This is a genomic window from Nocardiopsis sp. NRRL B-16309 (assembly GCF_001279585.1).
GTDB lineage: Bacteria > Actinomycetota > Actinomycetes > Streptosporangiales > Streptosporangiaceae > Nocardiopsis.
Genome location: NZ_LGEC01000114.1, coordinates 235,702 through 251,299, shown reverse-complemented (window position 1 = coordinate 251,299; position 15,598 = coordinate 235,702). Strand labels below are relative to the sequence as shown.

The window sequence follows — 15,598 nt, the reverse complement described above, 5'->3', positions numbered from 1 at the left end:
GTGCCGGATCCTTCCGGCGCGGGCCGACGTGTGTCATCCCCGGGGCCGGTTCGGGGGCGGTCGCCGTTCGGGGCCGTGACCGCCTCCCTCGGGCTGTCCGTGCGTCAGGGTAAACAGTATGTGAAGCATATTATCACGCACCCTATTCATAGGAGTTACATATAGTACGGTGCCGCCGAGGGTCGGCCCGCCCCTGGGCCGCACGCCCGCACCTTCTGACCCTGGAAGGCAGGACATGACCACGTCACCGTCGACACAGCCGCCCCCCGCCCGGACGGCGGCGCCGCCGGAGCGCCCCGGGCTCCTCTCCCGACTCGGCGGGGGAGTGGCGCGCCGCCCCGGGCGGGTGATCGTGCTCAGCGCCGTCCTGGCGCTCGTCGGCCTCCTGCTGGCGGTCGGCACGATGGACCGCCTGCTGCTCAGCCGGTTCGAGAGCCCGGGCTCGGAGTCGCTGCGCGTCGAGGAGGCCCTGGAAACGGAGTTCGGCACGGGTAAGCACCACTTCCTGCTACTGGTCACCGCCCGCCAGGGCACGGTCGACGACGACGCGGTGGCCGAGGCGGCGACCGCCGTGGAGCGGGAGCTGGCCGCACGCGAGGGCGTGGCGGAGGTGGCGTCGTACTGGTCGCGCGGCGACTCGCCCGCCATGCGCTCCGAGGACGGCACCCAGGCGCTGGTGACCGTGCGCATGGAGGGCACCGTCACCGAGGCCCGTACCGCGCTCGCCGAGATCTCCCCGGACTTCACCCGGCGGGACGACGTCATCAGCGTGGCGGTCGGCGGCGGCGACGAGGTGTTCCGCCAGGCGGCCGCGCAGGCCCAGGCCGACTTCGTGCGGGCCGAGCTGATCATCCTCCCGCTCGTGTTCGTCCTGCTGCTGGTCCTCTACCGGCGGGTCTCCGTGGCCGCCCTGACGCTGGCCATGGGCCTCTTCTCCGTGGTCACCACGCTCGCCCTGCTGCGCGGGGTCACCTACCTCACCGACGTGTCCACGTTCGCCGCCAACCTCACCCTGGTCATGGGCATCGGGCTCGGCGTGGACTACAGCCTGTTCGTCATCAACCGCTTCCGCGAGGAGCTGGCCCGGGGGCGCGCGGTCCCCGAGGCGGTACGGATCTCGGTGGCCCGGGCCGGGCGCACGGTGGCCTTCAGCGGCCTGACCGTCGCGGTCGCGCTGTCCTGCCTGGTGCTCTTCCCCTTCCCCTTCCTGCGGTCCTTCGCCTACGCCGGGGTCGGGGTCGTGCTGACCTCGGTGTTCGCGGCGCTGGTGATCCTGCCCGCGGCCCTGGCCAAGGTCGGCCACCGCGTGCGGCCCAAACGTGAGCCGCGCGCGGACAGCGGTTGGTGGCACACCATGTCGCTGCGGATGATGCGCCGACCCCTGCTGTACGGGATCCCGGCGCTGGGCCTGGTCCTGCTGCTCGCCTCGCCCGTGGTCCAGTTGGACTTCGGACTGCCCGACGCGCGCGTGCTGCCGCAGGGCACCTCCAGCCGCGACGTGCAGGACCGGATCGAGGCGGACTTCGCCCAGGAGGAGATGGACGCCGTCCAGGTCCTGACCGACCTGCCGGGGCGGGAGGCCGACGCGGCCGAGATCGACGCGTACGCGACCGCGCTGTCGGAGGTGGAGGGCGTCCACCAGGTGGACGCCCTGACCGGCGGCTACGCCGACGGCCGCGCGCTGTCCGGCCCGCAGCCGGACGCGGTCGAGCGGTTCGGCTCGGCCGAGGCGACCTGGTTCTCCGTCGTGCCCGAGGCCGAGGCACTGGACGACGTGGCCGGGCTCATTGACCGCATCCGTGACGTCCCGGCCCCGGCCGAGACCGAGATCGGCGGCTACCCGGCCGACCTCACCGACTTCCGCGAGGCCCTGCTGGGCCAGGTGCCGCTGGTGTTCGGGCTGATCCTCGCGATCACGTTCGTCATCCTGTTCCTCATGACCGGCAGCGTGCTGCTGCCCGCCAAGGCGATCGTGCTCAACGTGCTCAGCCTGGCGGTGATGTTCGGCGTGATCGTGTGGATCTTCCAGGAGGGCAACCTGTCGGGCGTACTCGGGTTCACCGCCAACGGGACCCTGGAGACGACGTTCCCGATCCTGATGTTCTGCATCGCCTTCGGCCTGTCCATGGACTACGAGGTGTTCATGATGTCCAGGATCAAGGAGGAGTACGACACGACCGGCGACACCACGGGCGCCGTCGCGGCGGGCCTGCAGCGCAGCGGCCCGCTGGTGACCGCCGCCGCGGTCATCCTGGCGGCGTCGTTCGCGACCTACGCGTCCTCCAGCGTCCTCTACCTGCTGATGCTGGCGGTCGGCATGGCCGTGGTGATCCTGGTGGACGCCACGCTCATCCGCGCCGTCCTGGTCCCGGTGTTCATGCGCTTGGCCGGGCGGGCCAACTGGTGGGCGCCGGCGCCGCTCAAGCGGTTCCAGGAACGGTACGGGATCAGGGAGGGCTGACGGGACCGGGGGTGCGCCGGGGCGGCGCGCCCGCCTACTCGTGCTTGGTCACCCGGGGGTTGGCGGTGAGCATGCGCCCGGCGAGTTCGTGCAGGTCGGCGCGCTCCTGGTCCGACAGCGAGGCGAACAGGTCCTTCTCGGCCGCGGCCACGACGGCGTAGGACTCCTCCAGCAGGCGCCGGGCCTTGTCCGTGGGGGTGACGATGTAGCGCCGCCGGTCCTGGGGGTTGCGGACGCGTTCGGCCAGCCCCTGGGCCTCCAGGTCGTCGACGACGCCGACCATCACGTTGGGGTCCACGCCCAGCACCCGGCTCAGTTCCTTCTGCGAGGGCGTGGGCAGGGACGCGGCGGCCGACAGCACGTGGAACTGGCGCGAGGTGATCTCCAAAGAGCCGAAGACCTCGGCGGTCGTCGCCTGGACCAGTTCTCCCAGCTTGATCAGCCGGAAGCCGGTCATGTGCCACAGGGGGGTCTCCCATTCGGCGGCATTGTTCATCGCTCGGTCCCCAGATCCGCTGATCAATCAAAATGCTTGACTATAGTTCAATCCTATAATCATCGGATCGGGTCATGGTCGGGTCCGGTCGCCCGCGGCGGCCGGACCCGTTCACGTACGCGGACCTACTCGGCGAACAGTTCGTCCACGGTCGCCGCGGTCACTGACCTGTCCAGCCACGCGCCGAGGGTCTCCTCGTCCGTGCACCGGCTGATGCGCTCGCGCGCTTCCTGGGGCACCTCGACGCCGCGCCTCGCGAGAACCCGCAGAACCGCCTTGGCCTCGCCCCTGGCCTCGCCTTCGGCCCTGAGGCTGTCGGCCCAGGTGCTGCTGTACTCGTAGGTGTCCGCCATCATGAGCGCCTCCAGTGCCTTCTGTCCATCGGTGTCGGCGAGCAGGTGCAGCGAGTATCCAATGTACTTCGCCGCGTCTTCGGGGTCGATCGCGGCGAGGCCCGTGTGGAGGGCCTCCAGGACGTCCGACTTCTTCGTTCCGTGGGCGGCGGCCGACAGCACGCCCAGCGTGGGGCAGGCGGAGACGGTGTCGTCTTCGTGGGGAAACGTCACGGGCCCGGTCGCCGATGGCGACCGGGCCCGTCCAGGGGTTCGGCGAGGCTAGAGCGCCTTCGGGTCGCCCTCGTGGAACCGCTTGCCGTTGACGGCCTCGGACACGCCGGCGCGGTCCAGGTACGGCGTGATGCCGCCCGTGTGGAACGGCCAGCCCGCGCCCGTGATCAGGCACAGGTCGATGTCGGCGGCCTCGGCCACGACACCCTCGTCCAGCATGATCCGGATCTCCCTGGCCAGCGCGCGCAGCGCCCGCTCCAGGATCTCGCTCTCCTCGGAGGGCTGGTCGCCACCGCTGAAGAGCTTCTTGACCTCCGGGTCGATCGTGAGGTCGGGGGCGAAGATCGCGGTCTTGCCCTCCTTCACGATCTCGGCGAGCTCGGACGAGACCGCGAACCGCTCGGGGAACGCCTCGTGCAGGGTCTCGGACACGTGCAGCGCCACCGCCGGGCCGACCAGCTGGAGCAGCATCAGCGGCGACATCGGCAGGCCCAGGGGCGCGACCGCGCGGTCGGCGACCTCGGGCTCGGTGCCCTCGCCCACCGCGCCCAGCACCTCGCCCATGAACAGGGTGAGCAGGCGGTTGACGACGAACGCCGGAGCGTCCTTGCACAGCACCGCGGTCTTCTTCAGCTTCCGCGCCGTGCCGAAGGCCGTGGCCAGCGCGGCGTCGTCGGTCCGCTCGCCGCGGATGATCTCCAGCAGCGGCAGGACGGCGACCGGGTTGAAGAAGTGGAAGCCCACGACCCGCTCGGGGTGCTGGAGCTTGGACGCCATCTCGGTGATGGAAAGCGACGAGGTGTTGGTGGCCAGGATCGCCTCCGGGGAGACGACCGCCTCCACCTCGGCGAAGACCTGCTGCTTGACCTCCATCTTCTCGAAGACGGCCTCGATGACGAAGTCGGCGTCCGAGAAGGCGTCCTTGGTCAGCGAACCCGTGACCAGGGCCTTGAGGTGGTTGGCCTTGTCGCCGTTGATGCGCCCCTTCTTCAGGAGCTTGTCGACCTCGCCGTGGACGTAGTCCACGCCCTTGTCCAGGCGCTCCTGGTCCAGGTCGGTCATGACGACCGGCACGTCCAGGCGACGGGCGAACAGCAGCGCCAGCTGCCCGGCCATCAGACCGGCGCCGACGACGCCGACCTTGGTGACCTTGCGGGCCAGCGACTTGTCGGGCGCGCCCGCGGGGCGCTTGGCGCGCTTCTGGACCAGGTCGAAGGCGTACAGGCCCGACTTGAGCTCGTCGCTCATGATGAGGTCGGCCAGCGCGTCGTCCTCGGCGGCGAAGCCCTCGTCGCGCGTGCGGTTCTTGGCCTCGGCGACCAGCTCGACCGCGCGGACCGGGGCCGGGGCGGCGCCGTGCAGCTTGCCCTCGACCACGAACCGGGCCATGTTGACCGCGTTGTCCCAGGCCTCGCCCTTGTCGACCTCGGGGCGCTCCACGGTGACGTCGCCCTTGATGACCTGGGCGGCCCAGCGCAGGGACTCCTCGACGAAGTCGGCGGGCTCGAACATCGCGTCGGCGATGCCCATCTCGAACGCCTGCCTGCCCTTGATCATCTTGTTCTGGGCGAGCGGGTTGTCGACGATCAGCTTCAGGGCCTTCTCGGCGCCGATCAGGTGCGGCAGCAGGTACGTGCCGCCCCAGCCCGGGACGAGCCCCAGGAAGGCCTCCGGCAGCGCGAGCGCCGGGACGCCCGAGGAGATGGTGCGGTACGTGCAGTGCAGCGCCACCTCGGTGCCGCCGCCCATCGCCGCGCCGTTGACCAGAGCGAACGTCGGTACGTCGAGCTCGCCCAGCTTGCGGAACACGTCGTGCCCCAGCTTGCCGATGGCGTGCGCCTGCTCGCGGGTCTGGATCTTGGGCACACCGGTCAGGTCCGCGCCGACGGCGAAGATGAACGGCTTGCCCGTGATCGCCACGGCCACGATGTCGGTGCGCGCCCGGGCCGCCTCGATCTGGGCGTCCAGGCTCAGCAGGCCGCCGGGGCCGAACGTGTTCGGCTTGGTGTGGTCGTGGCCGTTGTCCAGCGTGATCAGGACGGCCGTGCCGGCGCCGTAGGGGAGTTCGACGTCACGCGAGATCGCGTTGGTGACGACCTCGTCGCTGAACAGTTCCCGTGCCTGCTCGATGGCGGTGCTCACTTGCCCCCCTCGTAGTTGGTGTTCTCCCACAGGACGGTTCCGCCCATGCCCATGCCCACGCACATGGTGGTCAGGCCGTAGCGGACGTCGGGACGCTCGGCGAACAGGCGCGAGAGCTGCATCATCAGGCGCACGCCCGAGGAGGCCAACGGGTGGCCGAGGGCGATCGCGCCGCCCCACGGGTTGACGCGCGCGTCGTCGTCGGCGATGCCGAAGTGCTCCAGGAAGGCGAGCACCTGGACGGCGAAGGCCTCGTTGATCTCGAACAGGCCGATGTCGTCGATGCCCAGGCCCTGGCGGGCGAGCAGCTTCTCGGTGGCCGGGACCGGGCCCACACCCATGACCTCGGGCTCGACACCGGTGAAGGAGAAGTCGACCAGGCGCATCTTGGAGCTCAGGCCGAGCTCCGCGGCGACGTCCTCGGCGGCCAGGATGGCACCGGTGGCGCCGTCGTTGAGGCCGGCGGCGTTACCGGGCGTCACGTTGCCGTGGGCGCGGAACGGGGTCTTGAGGCCGGCGAGCGACTCCATGCTCGTGCCGGGCCGCGGCGGCTCGTCCTGGGTGGCCAGGCCGTAGCCCTGCTCCAGGGAGCGGACCAGCATCTCGACCAGGTCGGGCTGGATCTTGCCGTCGGCGTAGGCCTTGGCGACCTTCTCCTGGCTGCGCACCGCGTAGGCGTCGGCGCGCTCCTTGGTGATGGTCGGGAACCGGTCGTGCAGGTTCTCGGCGGTGTTGCCCATGACCAGGGCGCTGGGGTCGACCAGCTTCTCGGAGAGGAAGCGCGGGTTGGGGTCCACGCCCTCACCCATGGGGTGGCGGCCCATGTGCTCGACACCGCCGGCGATCACGACGTCGTAGGCGCCGAAGGCGATGCCCGCGCCGGAGGTGGTGACGGCCGTGAGCGCACCGGCGCACATGCGGTCGATGGCGTAGCCGGGGACGCTCTTCGGCAGACCGGCGAGGATCGCGGCGCTGCGCCCGATCGTCAGGCCCTGGTCACCGATCTGGGTGGTGGCGGCGATGGCGACCTCGTCGATGCGCTCGGGCGGCAGGCCCGGGTTGCGGCGCATCAGTTCGCGGATGACACGGACGATCATGTCGTCGGCGCGTGTCTCGGCGTAGAGGCCCTTGCCTGACTTGCCGAACGGGGTGCGGACCCCGTCGACAAACACGACATCGCGGGCTGTTCGCGGCACGATGGGCCCTCCTTCTCCAAGATGTGAACGGACTCGATGCGTTCATGCTACTCGCCAGTAACAAGTTCCGCGAGTGGGAGGGGGCCACGAACGCGGACCGAACCCGCATCCTCCCCCTCCCGGGCACGCGAACGCCCCCGACACGCGGCTCGGTGTCGGGGGCGTTCGAGGTGCTCCTGTCCGGGATACCGCCGACGGCGCGCCGTGCGGGCGGGGTGGCTCCCGCGTACCCGTCGGCGCTCCGCGGCCGTCCCGCGGGGTCACAGCAGGGCGTTGGCCTCCCGGTGGCGGCCGGCCGCGTTGTAGGCGCCCGCCAGGTCCCGGCGCAGCCGCATGGTCAGCCGCCGCACCTCCGGGTCGCCCGAGGAGTTCAGCGCCACCCGGTAGGCCTCGCGCAGCACGTCGACCGCCTCGTCGGGCCGGCCCGCCTGTGTGTGGGCCCGCCCCAGCCGGTGGTGCACCGACAGGGTGTCCAGGTGGCCCTTGCCCAGGCGTCGCCGCCGCGCGGCCAGGACCAGGCGCAGCTGGTCGATGGCGGCCTCCGCGCCGCCCGTCATGCTCAGAGCGGCGCTCAGGCCCAGGCGCAGCTCCTCGCGGCGCTCGGTCGAGGACACGTCCCGGATCGCCTGCTCGTAGTGCTCCACGGCCGCCTCCGGGCGCCCGCTGCGCCGCAGGCACACCGCCAGCCGGATCCGTGCCTCCACGGTGTCGGCGTCGGCCGTGCCGAACTGGCTCTCCCGCTCGCCCAGCAGGACCTCCCACTGGCTCGCCGCCTCCGCGGGACGCCCGGCGTCCTCGTAGGCCCAGGCGAGGTTCTCGCGGATGATCTCGGTGCGCGGGTGCTCGTCGCCGTAGACCGAGACGGCCTCGGCCAGGGCCAGCTCGAACTGCTGCACCGCCGACTGGCGGCGACCCATCTGCGCGTACTTGGTCGCGAGGTTGTTGCGCGCGGTGATCGTGTCCGGGTGCTCCGTCCCCAGGCGCTCCACCAGGGAGCGCAGCGTCCGCTCCAGGGAGGCGGCGCGCATCCCCGCCGTGGGGACGTGCGGCTGGGCCGAGCGGGAGACGACACGCGTCGTCCCGTCCGCGGGCTCGGCGACGGCGTGCGTCGCGCTCGGCGCGGGCAGGCGCTTGGGGGCGGGGGCCCGGACCGGAGCGACGGAGGCGCCCGTCACCTGTTCCTCGGTCATGGCGGTGTCGGCGTGTTCGCCCCAATCCTGGGCGCGCTCGCCGGAGGCGGCACGTGCGGTGCCGGCCGACCGCTGGGCGGACAGACCCGCCAGGCGGGTGCCGCGTACGAGGGCACGCCAGAACGACAGCAGACTCACCACATCTCCCTGATCGAACGCCGTGGCCGTGATCGCCGACGGTCGGTCGCAAACCCGAATGATCCTCACGCGCCCGAGAACGTCGGGGCACGTTTCTATAACTTAATCGGACACGAGGCCACGGACCAGGCGTGAACCACCCTCAATGGTCCGTGACTTCGGTCACGTTTGGGTTGGATGTGGCCGCTGGGGGTACCAGCTACGTTTTGTCCACTCTCCGGCCAGGTGGTGTTCGCCGCACCACCGCACCGCCGGGCGGTCATCCAGCCCTCCGCCCCCGACGGATCGCCCGCCGACGGCGACGGGCCTACCCGCCGACGACCCGTCCTACTCCTGCTCGGCTCCGAGCAGAGCCGTGGTCAGGGGTTCGGCGGTCAGCCCGACCTGCCAGTCCCTCGCCCCGCGCTCCCGCAGGAACGCGGCCACGGACTCGGGGTCGACCGTCTCGGGTGGCGACCAGGCCAGGCGCCGGACCGTGTCCGGCAGCAGCAGGTTCTCCGTCGGCATGACGACGTCCTCGGCGATGCCCGTCACCGTCGCACGCGCCGCCTCCAGCCGCCGCGCCGCCTCCGGGGCGCGGTCCGCCCACCGGTTCACCGGGGGAGGCCCGTCGCCGGGGGCGTTGGGCCGTGGCAGATCCGCCTGCTCCATGTCGCGCGCCCGGTTGATCGCCCTCATCCACGTGGTCAGGTAGCGGCGCGCGAGCTTGATGCCGTACTGCCGGATCGCGGCCAGTTCGGCCGTGGTGCGCGGCATGGTCGAGGCGGCCTCCACGATCGCCGCGTCGGGCAGCACCCGGCCGGGCGAGACGTCCCGCTCCTGGGCGATCCTGTCGCGCTCGTACCAGAGCTCGCGCACGGCGGCCAGGGCCCGCTGGTTGCGCACCCGGTGGATCCCCGAGGTGCGGCGCCAGGGATCGGCCCGCGGCTCCTTGGGCGGCGCGGCCAGCACCGCCGCGAACTCCTCCCGGGCCCACTCCAGCTTGCCGGTCTCGGCCAGCTCCTGCTCCAGGGCGTCGCGCAACTCGATGAGGATCTCCACGTCCAGCGCCGCGTAGCGCAGCCAGTCCTCGGGCAGCGGGCGCTGTGACCAGTCCACCGCCGAGTGCTCCTTGGCCAGGCGGACGTTCAGCAGGCGCTCGACCATGAAGCCCAGGCCGACCCGCTGGTAGCCCAGCAGCCGGCCCGCCAGCTCGGTGTCGAACAGCCGCGCCGGGCGCAGGTTGACCTCGGACAGGCACGGGAGGTCCTGGTGGGCGGCGTGCAGGACCACCTCGGCGCCGTCCAGTGCGTCGTTGAGGGCGCTCAGGTCGGGGCAGGCGACGGGGTCGATCAGTGCCGACCCCGAACCCTCCCGGCGCAGCTGCACCAGATACGCGCGTTGGCCGTACCGGTAGCCGGAGGCGCGCTCGGCGTCCACCGCGACCGGGCCGGACCCGGCCGACAGGGCCGTGACCACACCGGCCAGCGCGTCTGCGTCGGAGGTGACCTCGGGCAGGCCCTCGCGCGGTTCCCGCAGCAGGGGCGCCCTCTCAGCGTCGTCGTCGCCTGGTTCGCGGGAGTCTGTCTTGGAGTTCAACGCGTTCGCCACACCACTACGGTATGCGCTGTCACCACCGAACGCCGATTCGGCCGTCGGGGCACGGCACGCGTGCTCAGGGCCGTGAGCGCTGCCTGGCGATGTCGGCCACGTCCAGGGGCGGGAGCCCCGAGGCCGAGGCCAGGAGCCCCAACCACGCGCTGACGTGCGGTGACAGGTCGTCGGCCTCCGGTGTCCAGGAGGCGCGCATCTCCACCTCCGTGGTCGAACCCTCGCCCGACTTCGTGCCGAATCCCTCCGTCGTGGCACGCGTGACCGTGCCGCTCAACGTGTGGTGCGAGGCCCCCTCGGCGTCCAGGGCGTCGGTCAGCCAGCTCCAGGCGACCGGTCCCAGCAGGGGGTCGGTGGCGATGTCCGACTCCAGTTCGGAGTTGACCTGGCAGACGACGCGGAACGGCCCCGGCCAGTCCCGTACGCCCTCGGGGTCGTACAGGAGGATGAGGCGTCCCCAGGCGATCTCCTCGTCGCGCACGCTGACCTCGGCCGAGACCGCGGCCGTGTGGGGGGCCAGCCGCTGGGGGGCGGGAATCTCCCGCACGGTGATCTCGGGGCGGACACGGGCGCCGTGCAGGGCCTCGACCGCTCGCCGGAACGTCTCGTGCGCGTTCTCGGCACTTCCGACATCGGGCATGGTGGGAACGTCAGCCTTCATTGTGTGGTGATCACGTCCTGGCGGGCTCGTCCGGATATCCCCGGTTCTCCCCCCGCGGACGAAGGGGTGGGCACGCCTTCGACCGTGGCACGAGTCACCGCGTGGTGGCCGCAGATGGCACGGCGTGTCGGGGTTTTGTGATGATCTTGGGACCCGGAACCGCTGGGCCGCCCCGGATCGCGCCCGCGCGGCCCCTCCCGGCCTTCCCCGGACGGCCGGTCCGAGTCGGAGTACGGCGGAGGGCATGGCACGATCGAGGAGTGACGCTTCAAGACTCTCCATTCCTCCGCGCCTGCCGGCGCCTGCCGGTGGACCACACGCCGGTGTGGTACATGCGCCAGGCCGGACGCTCCCTGCCCGAGTACCGACGGGTCCGCGCCGACGTGCCGATGCTCGAGGCCTGCGCGCGCCCCGACATGATCACCGAGATCACGATGCAGCCGGTGCGCCGCTACGACGTCGACGCCGCCATCTTCTTCAGTGACATCGTCGTCCCGCTCAAGGCGATCGGCATCGACCTCGACATCAAGCCCGGGGTCGGACCGGTCGTGGCCGACCCCGTGCGCGACGCCTCCGGGATCAAGCGCCTGCGCGAGATCGAGCCGGACGACCTGCCCTTCGTCACCGAGGCGGTCGGCCGCCTCACCGGTGAACTGGGCGACAAGCCGCTCATCGGCTTCGCCGGGGCGCCGTTCACCCTCGCCTCCTACCTCATCGAGGGCGGGCCGTCGAAGAACCATGAGCACACCAAGGCGCTCATGTACGGCGAGCCCGAGCTGTGGGACGAGATGATGCGCCGCCTGGCCACCATCACGCTCGGCTTCCTGCGCACCCAGATCGAGGCGGGGGCCAGCGCGGTCCAGCTGTTCGACTCCTGGGTCGGCGCGCTGAGCGCCGAGGACTACCGCACCTCGGTCCTGCCCTACACCTCGTGGATCTTCGGCCAGCTCAGCGAGTACGAGGTGCCGCGCATCCACTTCGGCGTGGGCACCGGCGAGCTCCTCGGCCTGCTCAGCGAGGCCGGGGCCGACGTCGTGGGCGTCGACTGGCGGGTCCCGCTGGACAAGGCCGTCCAGCGCGTCCAGCCGGGAACCGCGCTCCAGGGCAACCTGGACCCGGCGACCCTGTTCGCTCCCTGGGAGGTCATCGCCGAGCGCACGCGCGACATCCTGGACCGCGGCCGCGCCGCCGACGGCCACATCTTCAACCTCGGGCACGGCGTGCTGCCCAGCACCGACCCCGAGGTCCTCACGCGCCTGACGGCGTTCGTGCACGAGCAGAGTGTCGGGCGCCTCTAGACGGGGACTTCAGGCGGAGTCTGCGCGCCCTCGGGTGCACTCCCGAGGAACGAGGGAGTGCACCTCCGGGCACTCCGGGCCCTCGCTGTGCCCTTCCCGGGCCTCCGCTCGTGCCCACCCCGTCGCCCGCCACCACCCTCAGCGGACGCCTCCGGCGCGGCCCTTCCCGCTTCGGCCCGATCGACCCCCGCGGGTGCTCCGGTGCCCGGTCACGCCCCCGGAGGGTGACCGGGCACCGTGCCGCTCACGGCCCGGTGGCCGTGCGGGTCAGCCCTCGTCGCTTCCGTCCGGCGCGTCGCCGGTGTCCGGACCCGCCTCGTCCGTGCGCTCGGCGGTGGCCGCGGACGACCCGCCGCCCCGCCCCTCGGCCTTCGCGCGCCCGCGGCCGAACGGGGTGCGGCGCACCGCGCCCCCGGTCCCGCGGGCGGCCCGCCGACGGCGGCGCCACCAGAGGAGGGGGCCGGCGCCGATCACCGCGATGACCGCGAGGAACGGCAGCAGCCAGCCCACGGCCACCGCGATCCCCTCGCCGACCGAGACCAGTGAGAGCCAGCCGCGTTCCAGCCCGCCCAGGAACCCGATCGACTCCTCGGCGGGCTCCTCGATGTAGGTCTCCGGCGGCATCAGCCGCAGGTGCACCGTGGAGTAGGCCGTGAGGTTGCTCAGCGACTCCATCCGCGCCTGGAGCGACTCCAGCTCCGCCTGCCGGGACTGGATCTCGCGCTCCACCTGCAACAGGTCGTCGACGTCCTCGGCCTCGTCGAGGTAGCCGCGCAGGGTCTCCAGCGACGCCTCGGCCGACTCGATCCGGCTCTCGACGTCGGTGACCTCCTCGGTCACGTCCTCCACCGACCGCTCCAGGCTGGACCGGTCGCCCAGCTCGGCGAGATCGCCCAGGGCGTCCTCGTACCCCTCGTTGGGCACGCGCAGTGTCAGTGAGGCCTCGGGCGCGCCGCCCGTCGGGGTCGACAGCTCCTCGAAGGCCACGTACCCGTCCGCCGCGACGGCGATGTCCTTGGCGGCCTCGGCCGCCTCGGCCACGTCGTCCACCCGCACGGACAGGTCGGCCGTGTGGATGAGGTCGCGCCCCTCCACCTCGGCGTCGACGTCGGTACCGGCGCCGGTGCCCGCCTCGGCGGATCCGTCCCCGGCGCCCTCCTCGGCGGCTCCGCCCTCGGCCGCCCCGTTGTCGGCCGCCTCGTCCTGGGCCGCCTCCGGAGCGGCGCCCTGGGCGTAGGCCTCGGTGGAGCGGTCCGTGGACGAGCCGCTTCCGGGCGCTCCGCACGCGACGAGCAGCCAGGCCGACAGGCCGGCCGCGATCACCACCCCGACGGACCGCGCCGGGGGCAACGCTGAAGTATCCATGTCCCTCGGACGCAGCCGCTCCGGCGCCCGTTGCGGTCGCGCGGTCACGACCCCGCAACGGCTGGGACACGCCGCGGTGGAGGCGGTTCCCACGGGGAGCCCTCGGCCGGCTCCAACGGGCAGTGCGGATCGCTGTGACCCGGAGCATCTGGAAAGCTGGGTACATGCCTGAAGCACCGCACGTCGTCGTGGTCGGCGGCGGGGTCTCCGGACTCACCGCCGCCCACCGCCTCACCGGGCTCGGAACCGCCGTCACCGTCCTGGAGGCCGCCGGGACCCCGGGTGGGAAGCTGCACGCCTCGGCCGTCGCGGGCGTCCCCGTGGACGCGGGCGCGGAGTCGGTCCTGGCACGCCGCCCCGAGGCGCTGGAACTCTTCGCCGAGCTGGGCCTGTCCGACCGGATCGTGCACCCCGGCCGCGGCGGCGCCGGGATCTACAGCCGCGGTCGGATCCGCCCGCTGCCCAAGGGCCAGCTGATGGGCGTACCGGGCAGCCTGCGCGAACTCGCCCGCAGCGGGGTGCTGACCTGGTCCGGGACGCTGCGCGCCGGGCTCGACCTGGTCTGGCCGCGCACCCCGGTGCGCGGCGACGTGCCCGTGGGCGCCTACGTGGGCGTCCGGATGGGCGCCCAGGTCGTGGACCGCCTCGTCGAACCCCTGCTCGGCGGCGTCTACGCCGGCCGCGCCGACCGCCTGTCCCTGGACTCGACCCTGCCCCAGATCGCCCCCATGGCCCGCCGCGACCGCTCCCTCATGCGGGCCGTGCACACGAGTCTGCGGGGCCGGGGTTCGGCCCCCACGGCCGACGGGCCGGTGTTCGCCTCCCTGCGCGGCGGCGTGGCCACGCTCACCGCCGCCCTGGCCGAGCGGTTGGGCAAGGACGTGCGCACGGGCACCCGCGCGCGCTCCCTGGAACGGCACGCCCGGGGCTGGAGGGTGCACCTGGACGACGGCGAGGCGTTCGACTGCGACGGCGTCCTGCTGGCCTGCCCGGCCCCCGAGGCCGCCCGGCTGCTCGCCGGCCACGCCCCGGCGGCGGCCGACGGGCTGCGGGGCGTGGAGTACGCCGGTATGGCGCTGCTGACCTTCGCCTTCCAGGCCTCGGCCTTCCCCGAACCGCTCAGCGGCACCGGGTTCCTCGTTCCGGCGGGGGAGGGGCTCACCATCAAGGCCGCGACCTACTCCACCAACAAGTGGCCGTGGCTCGCCGAGGAGCTCGCCGCCGCCAACCCCGGCGACGACCTCGTGGTGGTGCGCTGCTCCATCGGCCGGGCCGGCGACGGGGCGCTGGAGCGCTCGGACGAGGAGCTGACGGCGGCCGCGCTCGCGGACCTGGCCGCGGTCACCGGACGGACCGCGCCTCCGGTGCAGACCCGCCTCACCCGGTGGGCCGGCGGACTGCCCCAGTACGCGGTCGGGCACGCCGACCGGGTCGAGCGCGTGCGCTCGGCCGTCCACGGCCTCCCGGGACTGGGGGTGTGCGGCGCCGCCTACGGTGGCGTGGGCATCCCCGCGTGCATCGCCGACGCGGGCCGCGAGGCCGCGCACCTGGCGGGCACACTCCAGACGCACAGTCACACCCACCGCGGCGGCGACGCCGACGGACCGAACCGACAAGGAGTCAACCCGTGACGGGCCAGCAGAACACCGCCGTCGACCAGGACGGCACCGACCTCAACGCCCTCATCCGCTACACGATGTGGTCGGTCTTCAAGGTCGACTCCCTCCAGGACCTGGACCGCGCCGCCGCCGCCGACGAGCTGCGGACCTTCCTCGACAAGGCGGCCGAGCGCGGGGTGACCACCCGCGGCACCTACGACGTCCAGGGGTTCCGCGCCGACGCCGACATCATGTTCTGGTGGGTGGCCGACAGCTCCGAGCTGGTCCAGGAGACCTACTCCGCCTTCCGGCGCACCCGCGTCGGCCAGGCGAGCACCCCGGTGTGGTCGGTCGTGGGCCTGCACCGCCCGGCCGAGTTCAACCGCGGCCACGTTCCGGCCTTCCTGGCCGGGGAGGAGCCCCGCGACCACCTGTGCGTGTATCCGTTCGTGCGCTCCTACGAGTGGTACCTGCTGCCCGACGACGAGCGCCGCGCGATGCTCGCCGAGCACGGCCGCATGGCGGCGCCCTACCCCGACGTGCGCGCGAACACCGTGTCGTCGTTCGGGCTGAACGACTACGAGTGGCTGCTGGCCTTCGAGGCCGACGAACTGCACCGCATCGTGGACCTCATGCGCCACCTGCGCGGCGCCAAGGCCCGCCTGCACACCCGCGAGGAGCTGCCGTTCTACACCGGTCGCCGCAGGAGTGTGGCGGAGCTGGTCGACGCCCTGCCCTAGTTTTCCTTGGGGCCTCCGCCCGTTCCTCGCTTTGGCCCGAGCCGACCCCCTGGGGCTGACGGCGGGCCGGACTCCGAACGACCCCCTGTGGTCCCGGAGAGCGGGTCGGCCCGGACACACGCGTGCGCCGGTCGGACGGTGGAAACCGTCCGGCCGG

12 protein-coding genes are annotated in these 15,598 nt (G+C 72.5%); 4 read left to right on the top strand and 8 right to left on the bottom strand.

The window, feature by feature from the left end; all coding sequences use genetic code 11:
- The first annotated feature begins 235 nt into the window (after window positions 1-235).
- Window positions 236-2,461, top strand: a complete 2,226-nt coding sequence (locus ADL05_RS25575; RefSeq protein ID WP_053619556.1) for an MMPL family transporter — start codon at window positions 236-238, stop codon at window positions 2,459-2,461.
- Between the two features lie 34 nt (window positions 2,462-2,495).
- Here the strand turns inward: ADL05_RS25575 and ADL05_RS25570 are convergent, their stop codons facing one another.
- The 7 genes from ADL05_RS25570 to ADL05_RS25540 form a co-directional block, all read right to left on the bottom strand.
- A complete protein-coding gene (locus tag ADL05_RS25570; protein ID WP_053619555.1) occupies window positions 2,496-2,957 on the bottom strand; it encodes a MarR family winged helix-turn-helix transcriptional regulator in 462 nt (153 codons plus the stop codon).
- Between the two features lie 125 nt (window positions 2,958-3,082).
- Window positions 3,083-3,523, bottom strand: a complete 441-nt coding sequence (locus tag ADL05_RS25565) for a hypothetical protein (protein ID WP_197285931.1) — start codon at window positions 3,521-3,523, stop codon at window positions 3,083-3,085.
- A gap of 48 nt (window positions 3,524-3,571) precedes the next feature.
- Window positions 3,572-5,665, bottom strand: a complete 2,094-nt coding sequence (locus ADL05_RS25560) for a 3-hydroxyacyl-CoA dehydrogenase NAD-binding domain-containing protein (RefSeq protein ID WP_053619554.1) — start codon at window positions 5,663-5,665, stop codon at window positions 3,572-3,574.
- Window positions 5,662-6,861 (bottom strand): acetyl-CoA C-acyltransferase, encoded by a 1,200-nt coding sequence (locus ADL05_RS25555; protein ID WP_053619553.1) that lies wholly within the window; start codon window positions 6,859-6,861, stop codon window positions 5,662-5,664. The genes ADL05_RS25560 and ADL05_RS25555 overlap by 4 nt, the downstream gene beginning before the upstream one ends.
- Window positions 6,862-7,121: 260 nt before the next feature.
- The gene (locus tag ADL05_RS25550) at window positions 7,122-8,180 is read right to left on the bottom strand and encodes a tetratricopeptide repeat protein (RefSeq protein WP_053619795.1); all 1,059 of its coding nucleotides are present in this window, start codon (window positions 8,178-8,180) and stop codon (window positions 7,122-7,124) included.
- Window positions 8,181-8,516: 336 nt separating this feature from the next.
- On the bottom strand, window positions 8,517-9,779 hold the full coding sequence (locus ADL05_RS25545) for a ribonuclease D (protein ID WP_231640906.1): 1,263 nt from the start codon (window positions 9,777-9,779) through the stop codon (window positions 8,517-8,519).
- 64 nt (window positions 9,780-9,843) lie between these two features.
- On the bottom strand, window positions 9,844-10,419 hold the full coding sequence (locus ADL05_RS25540; RefSeq protein ID WP_053619794.1) for a DUF3000 domain-containing protein: 576 nt from the start codon (window positions 10,417-10,419) through the stop codon (window positions 9,844-9,846).
- A gap of 281 nt (window positions 10,420-10,700) precedes the next feature.
- Here ADL05_RS25540 and hemE point away from each other — a divergent pair, with 281 nt between their 5' ends.
- A complete protein-coding gene (hemE, locus tag ADL05_RS25535) occupies window positions 10,701-11,738 on the top strand; it encodes a uroporphyrinogen decarboxylase (RefSeq protein ID WP_082376894.1) in 1,038 nt (345 codons plus the stop codon).
- A gap of 267 nt (window positions 11,739-12,005) precedes the next feature.
- On the opposite strand, the gene ADL05_RS25530 is transcribed toward hemE, so the two are convergent.
- Entirely contained in the window at window positions 12,006-13,088 is a 1,083-nt protein-coding gene (locus ADL05_RS25530) for a DUF4349 domain-containing protein (RefSeq protein WP_369800995.1), read from the bottom strand.
- Window positions 13,089-13,267: 179 nt separating this feature from the next.
- On the opposite strand from ADL05_RS25530, the gene hemG reads away from it, so the two are divergent.
- Window positions 13,268-14,734: a protoporphyrinogen oxidase gene (hemG, locus tag ADL05_RS25525; protein WP_053619549.1), complete on the top strand. Its 1,467-nt coding sequence runs from the start codon at window positions 13,268-13,270 to the stop codon at window positions 14,732-14,734.
- Window positions 14,731-15,441 carry a hydrogen peroxide-dependent heme synthase gene (hemQ, locus tag ADL05_RS25520; RefSeq protein WP_053619548.1) on the top strand — a complete coding sequence of 237 codons (711 nt, stop codon included), beginning with the start codon at window positions 14,731-14,733 and terminating at the stop codon, window positions 15,439-15,441. Before hemG ends, hemQ begins: the two co-directional genes overlap by 4 nt.
- Window positions 15,442-15,598: the final 157 nt, after the last annotated feature.

Excerpts from the sequence above, each read along its gene's own strand:
- ADL05_RS25540 (WP_053619794.1), bottom strand. The coding sequence starts at position 10,419 with ATGCCCGATGTCGGAAGTGCCGAGAACGCGCACGAGACGTTCCGGCGA.
- ADL05_RS25570 (WP_053619555.1), bottom strand. The coding sequence starts at position 2,957 with ATGAACAATGCCGCCGAATGGGAGACCCCCCTGTGGCACATGACCGGC.
- ADL05_RS25575 (WP_053619556.1), top strand. The coding sequence starts at position 236 with ATGACCACGTCACCGTCGACACAGCCGCCCCCCGCCCGGACGGCGGCG.
- hemG (WP_053619549.1), top strand. The coding sequence starts at position 13,268 with ATGCCTGAAGCACCGCACGTCGTCGTGGTCGGCGGCGGGGTCTCCGGA.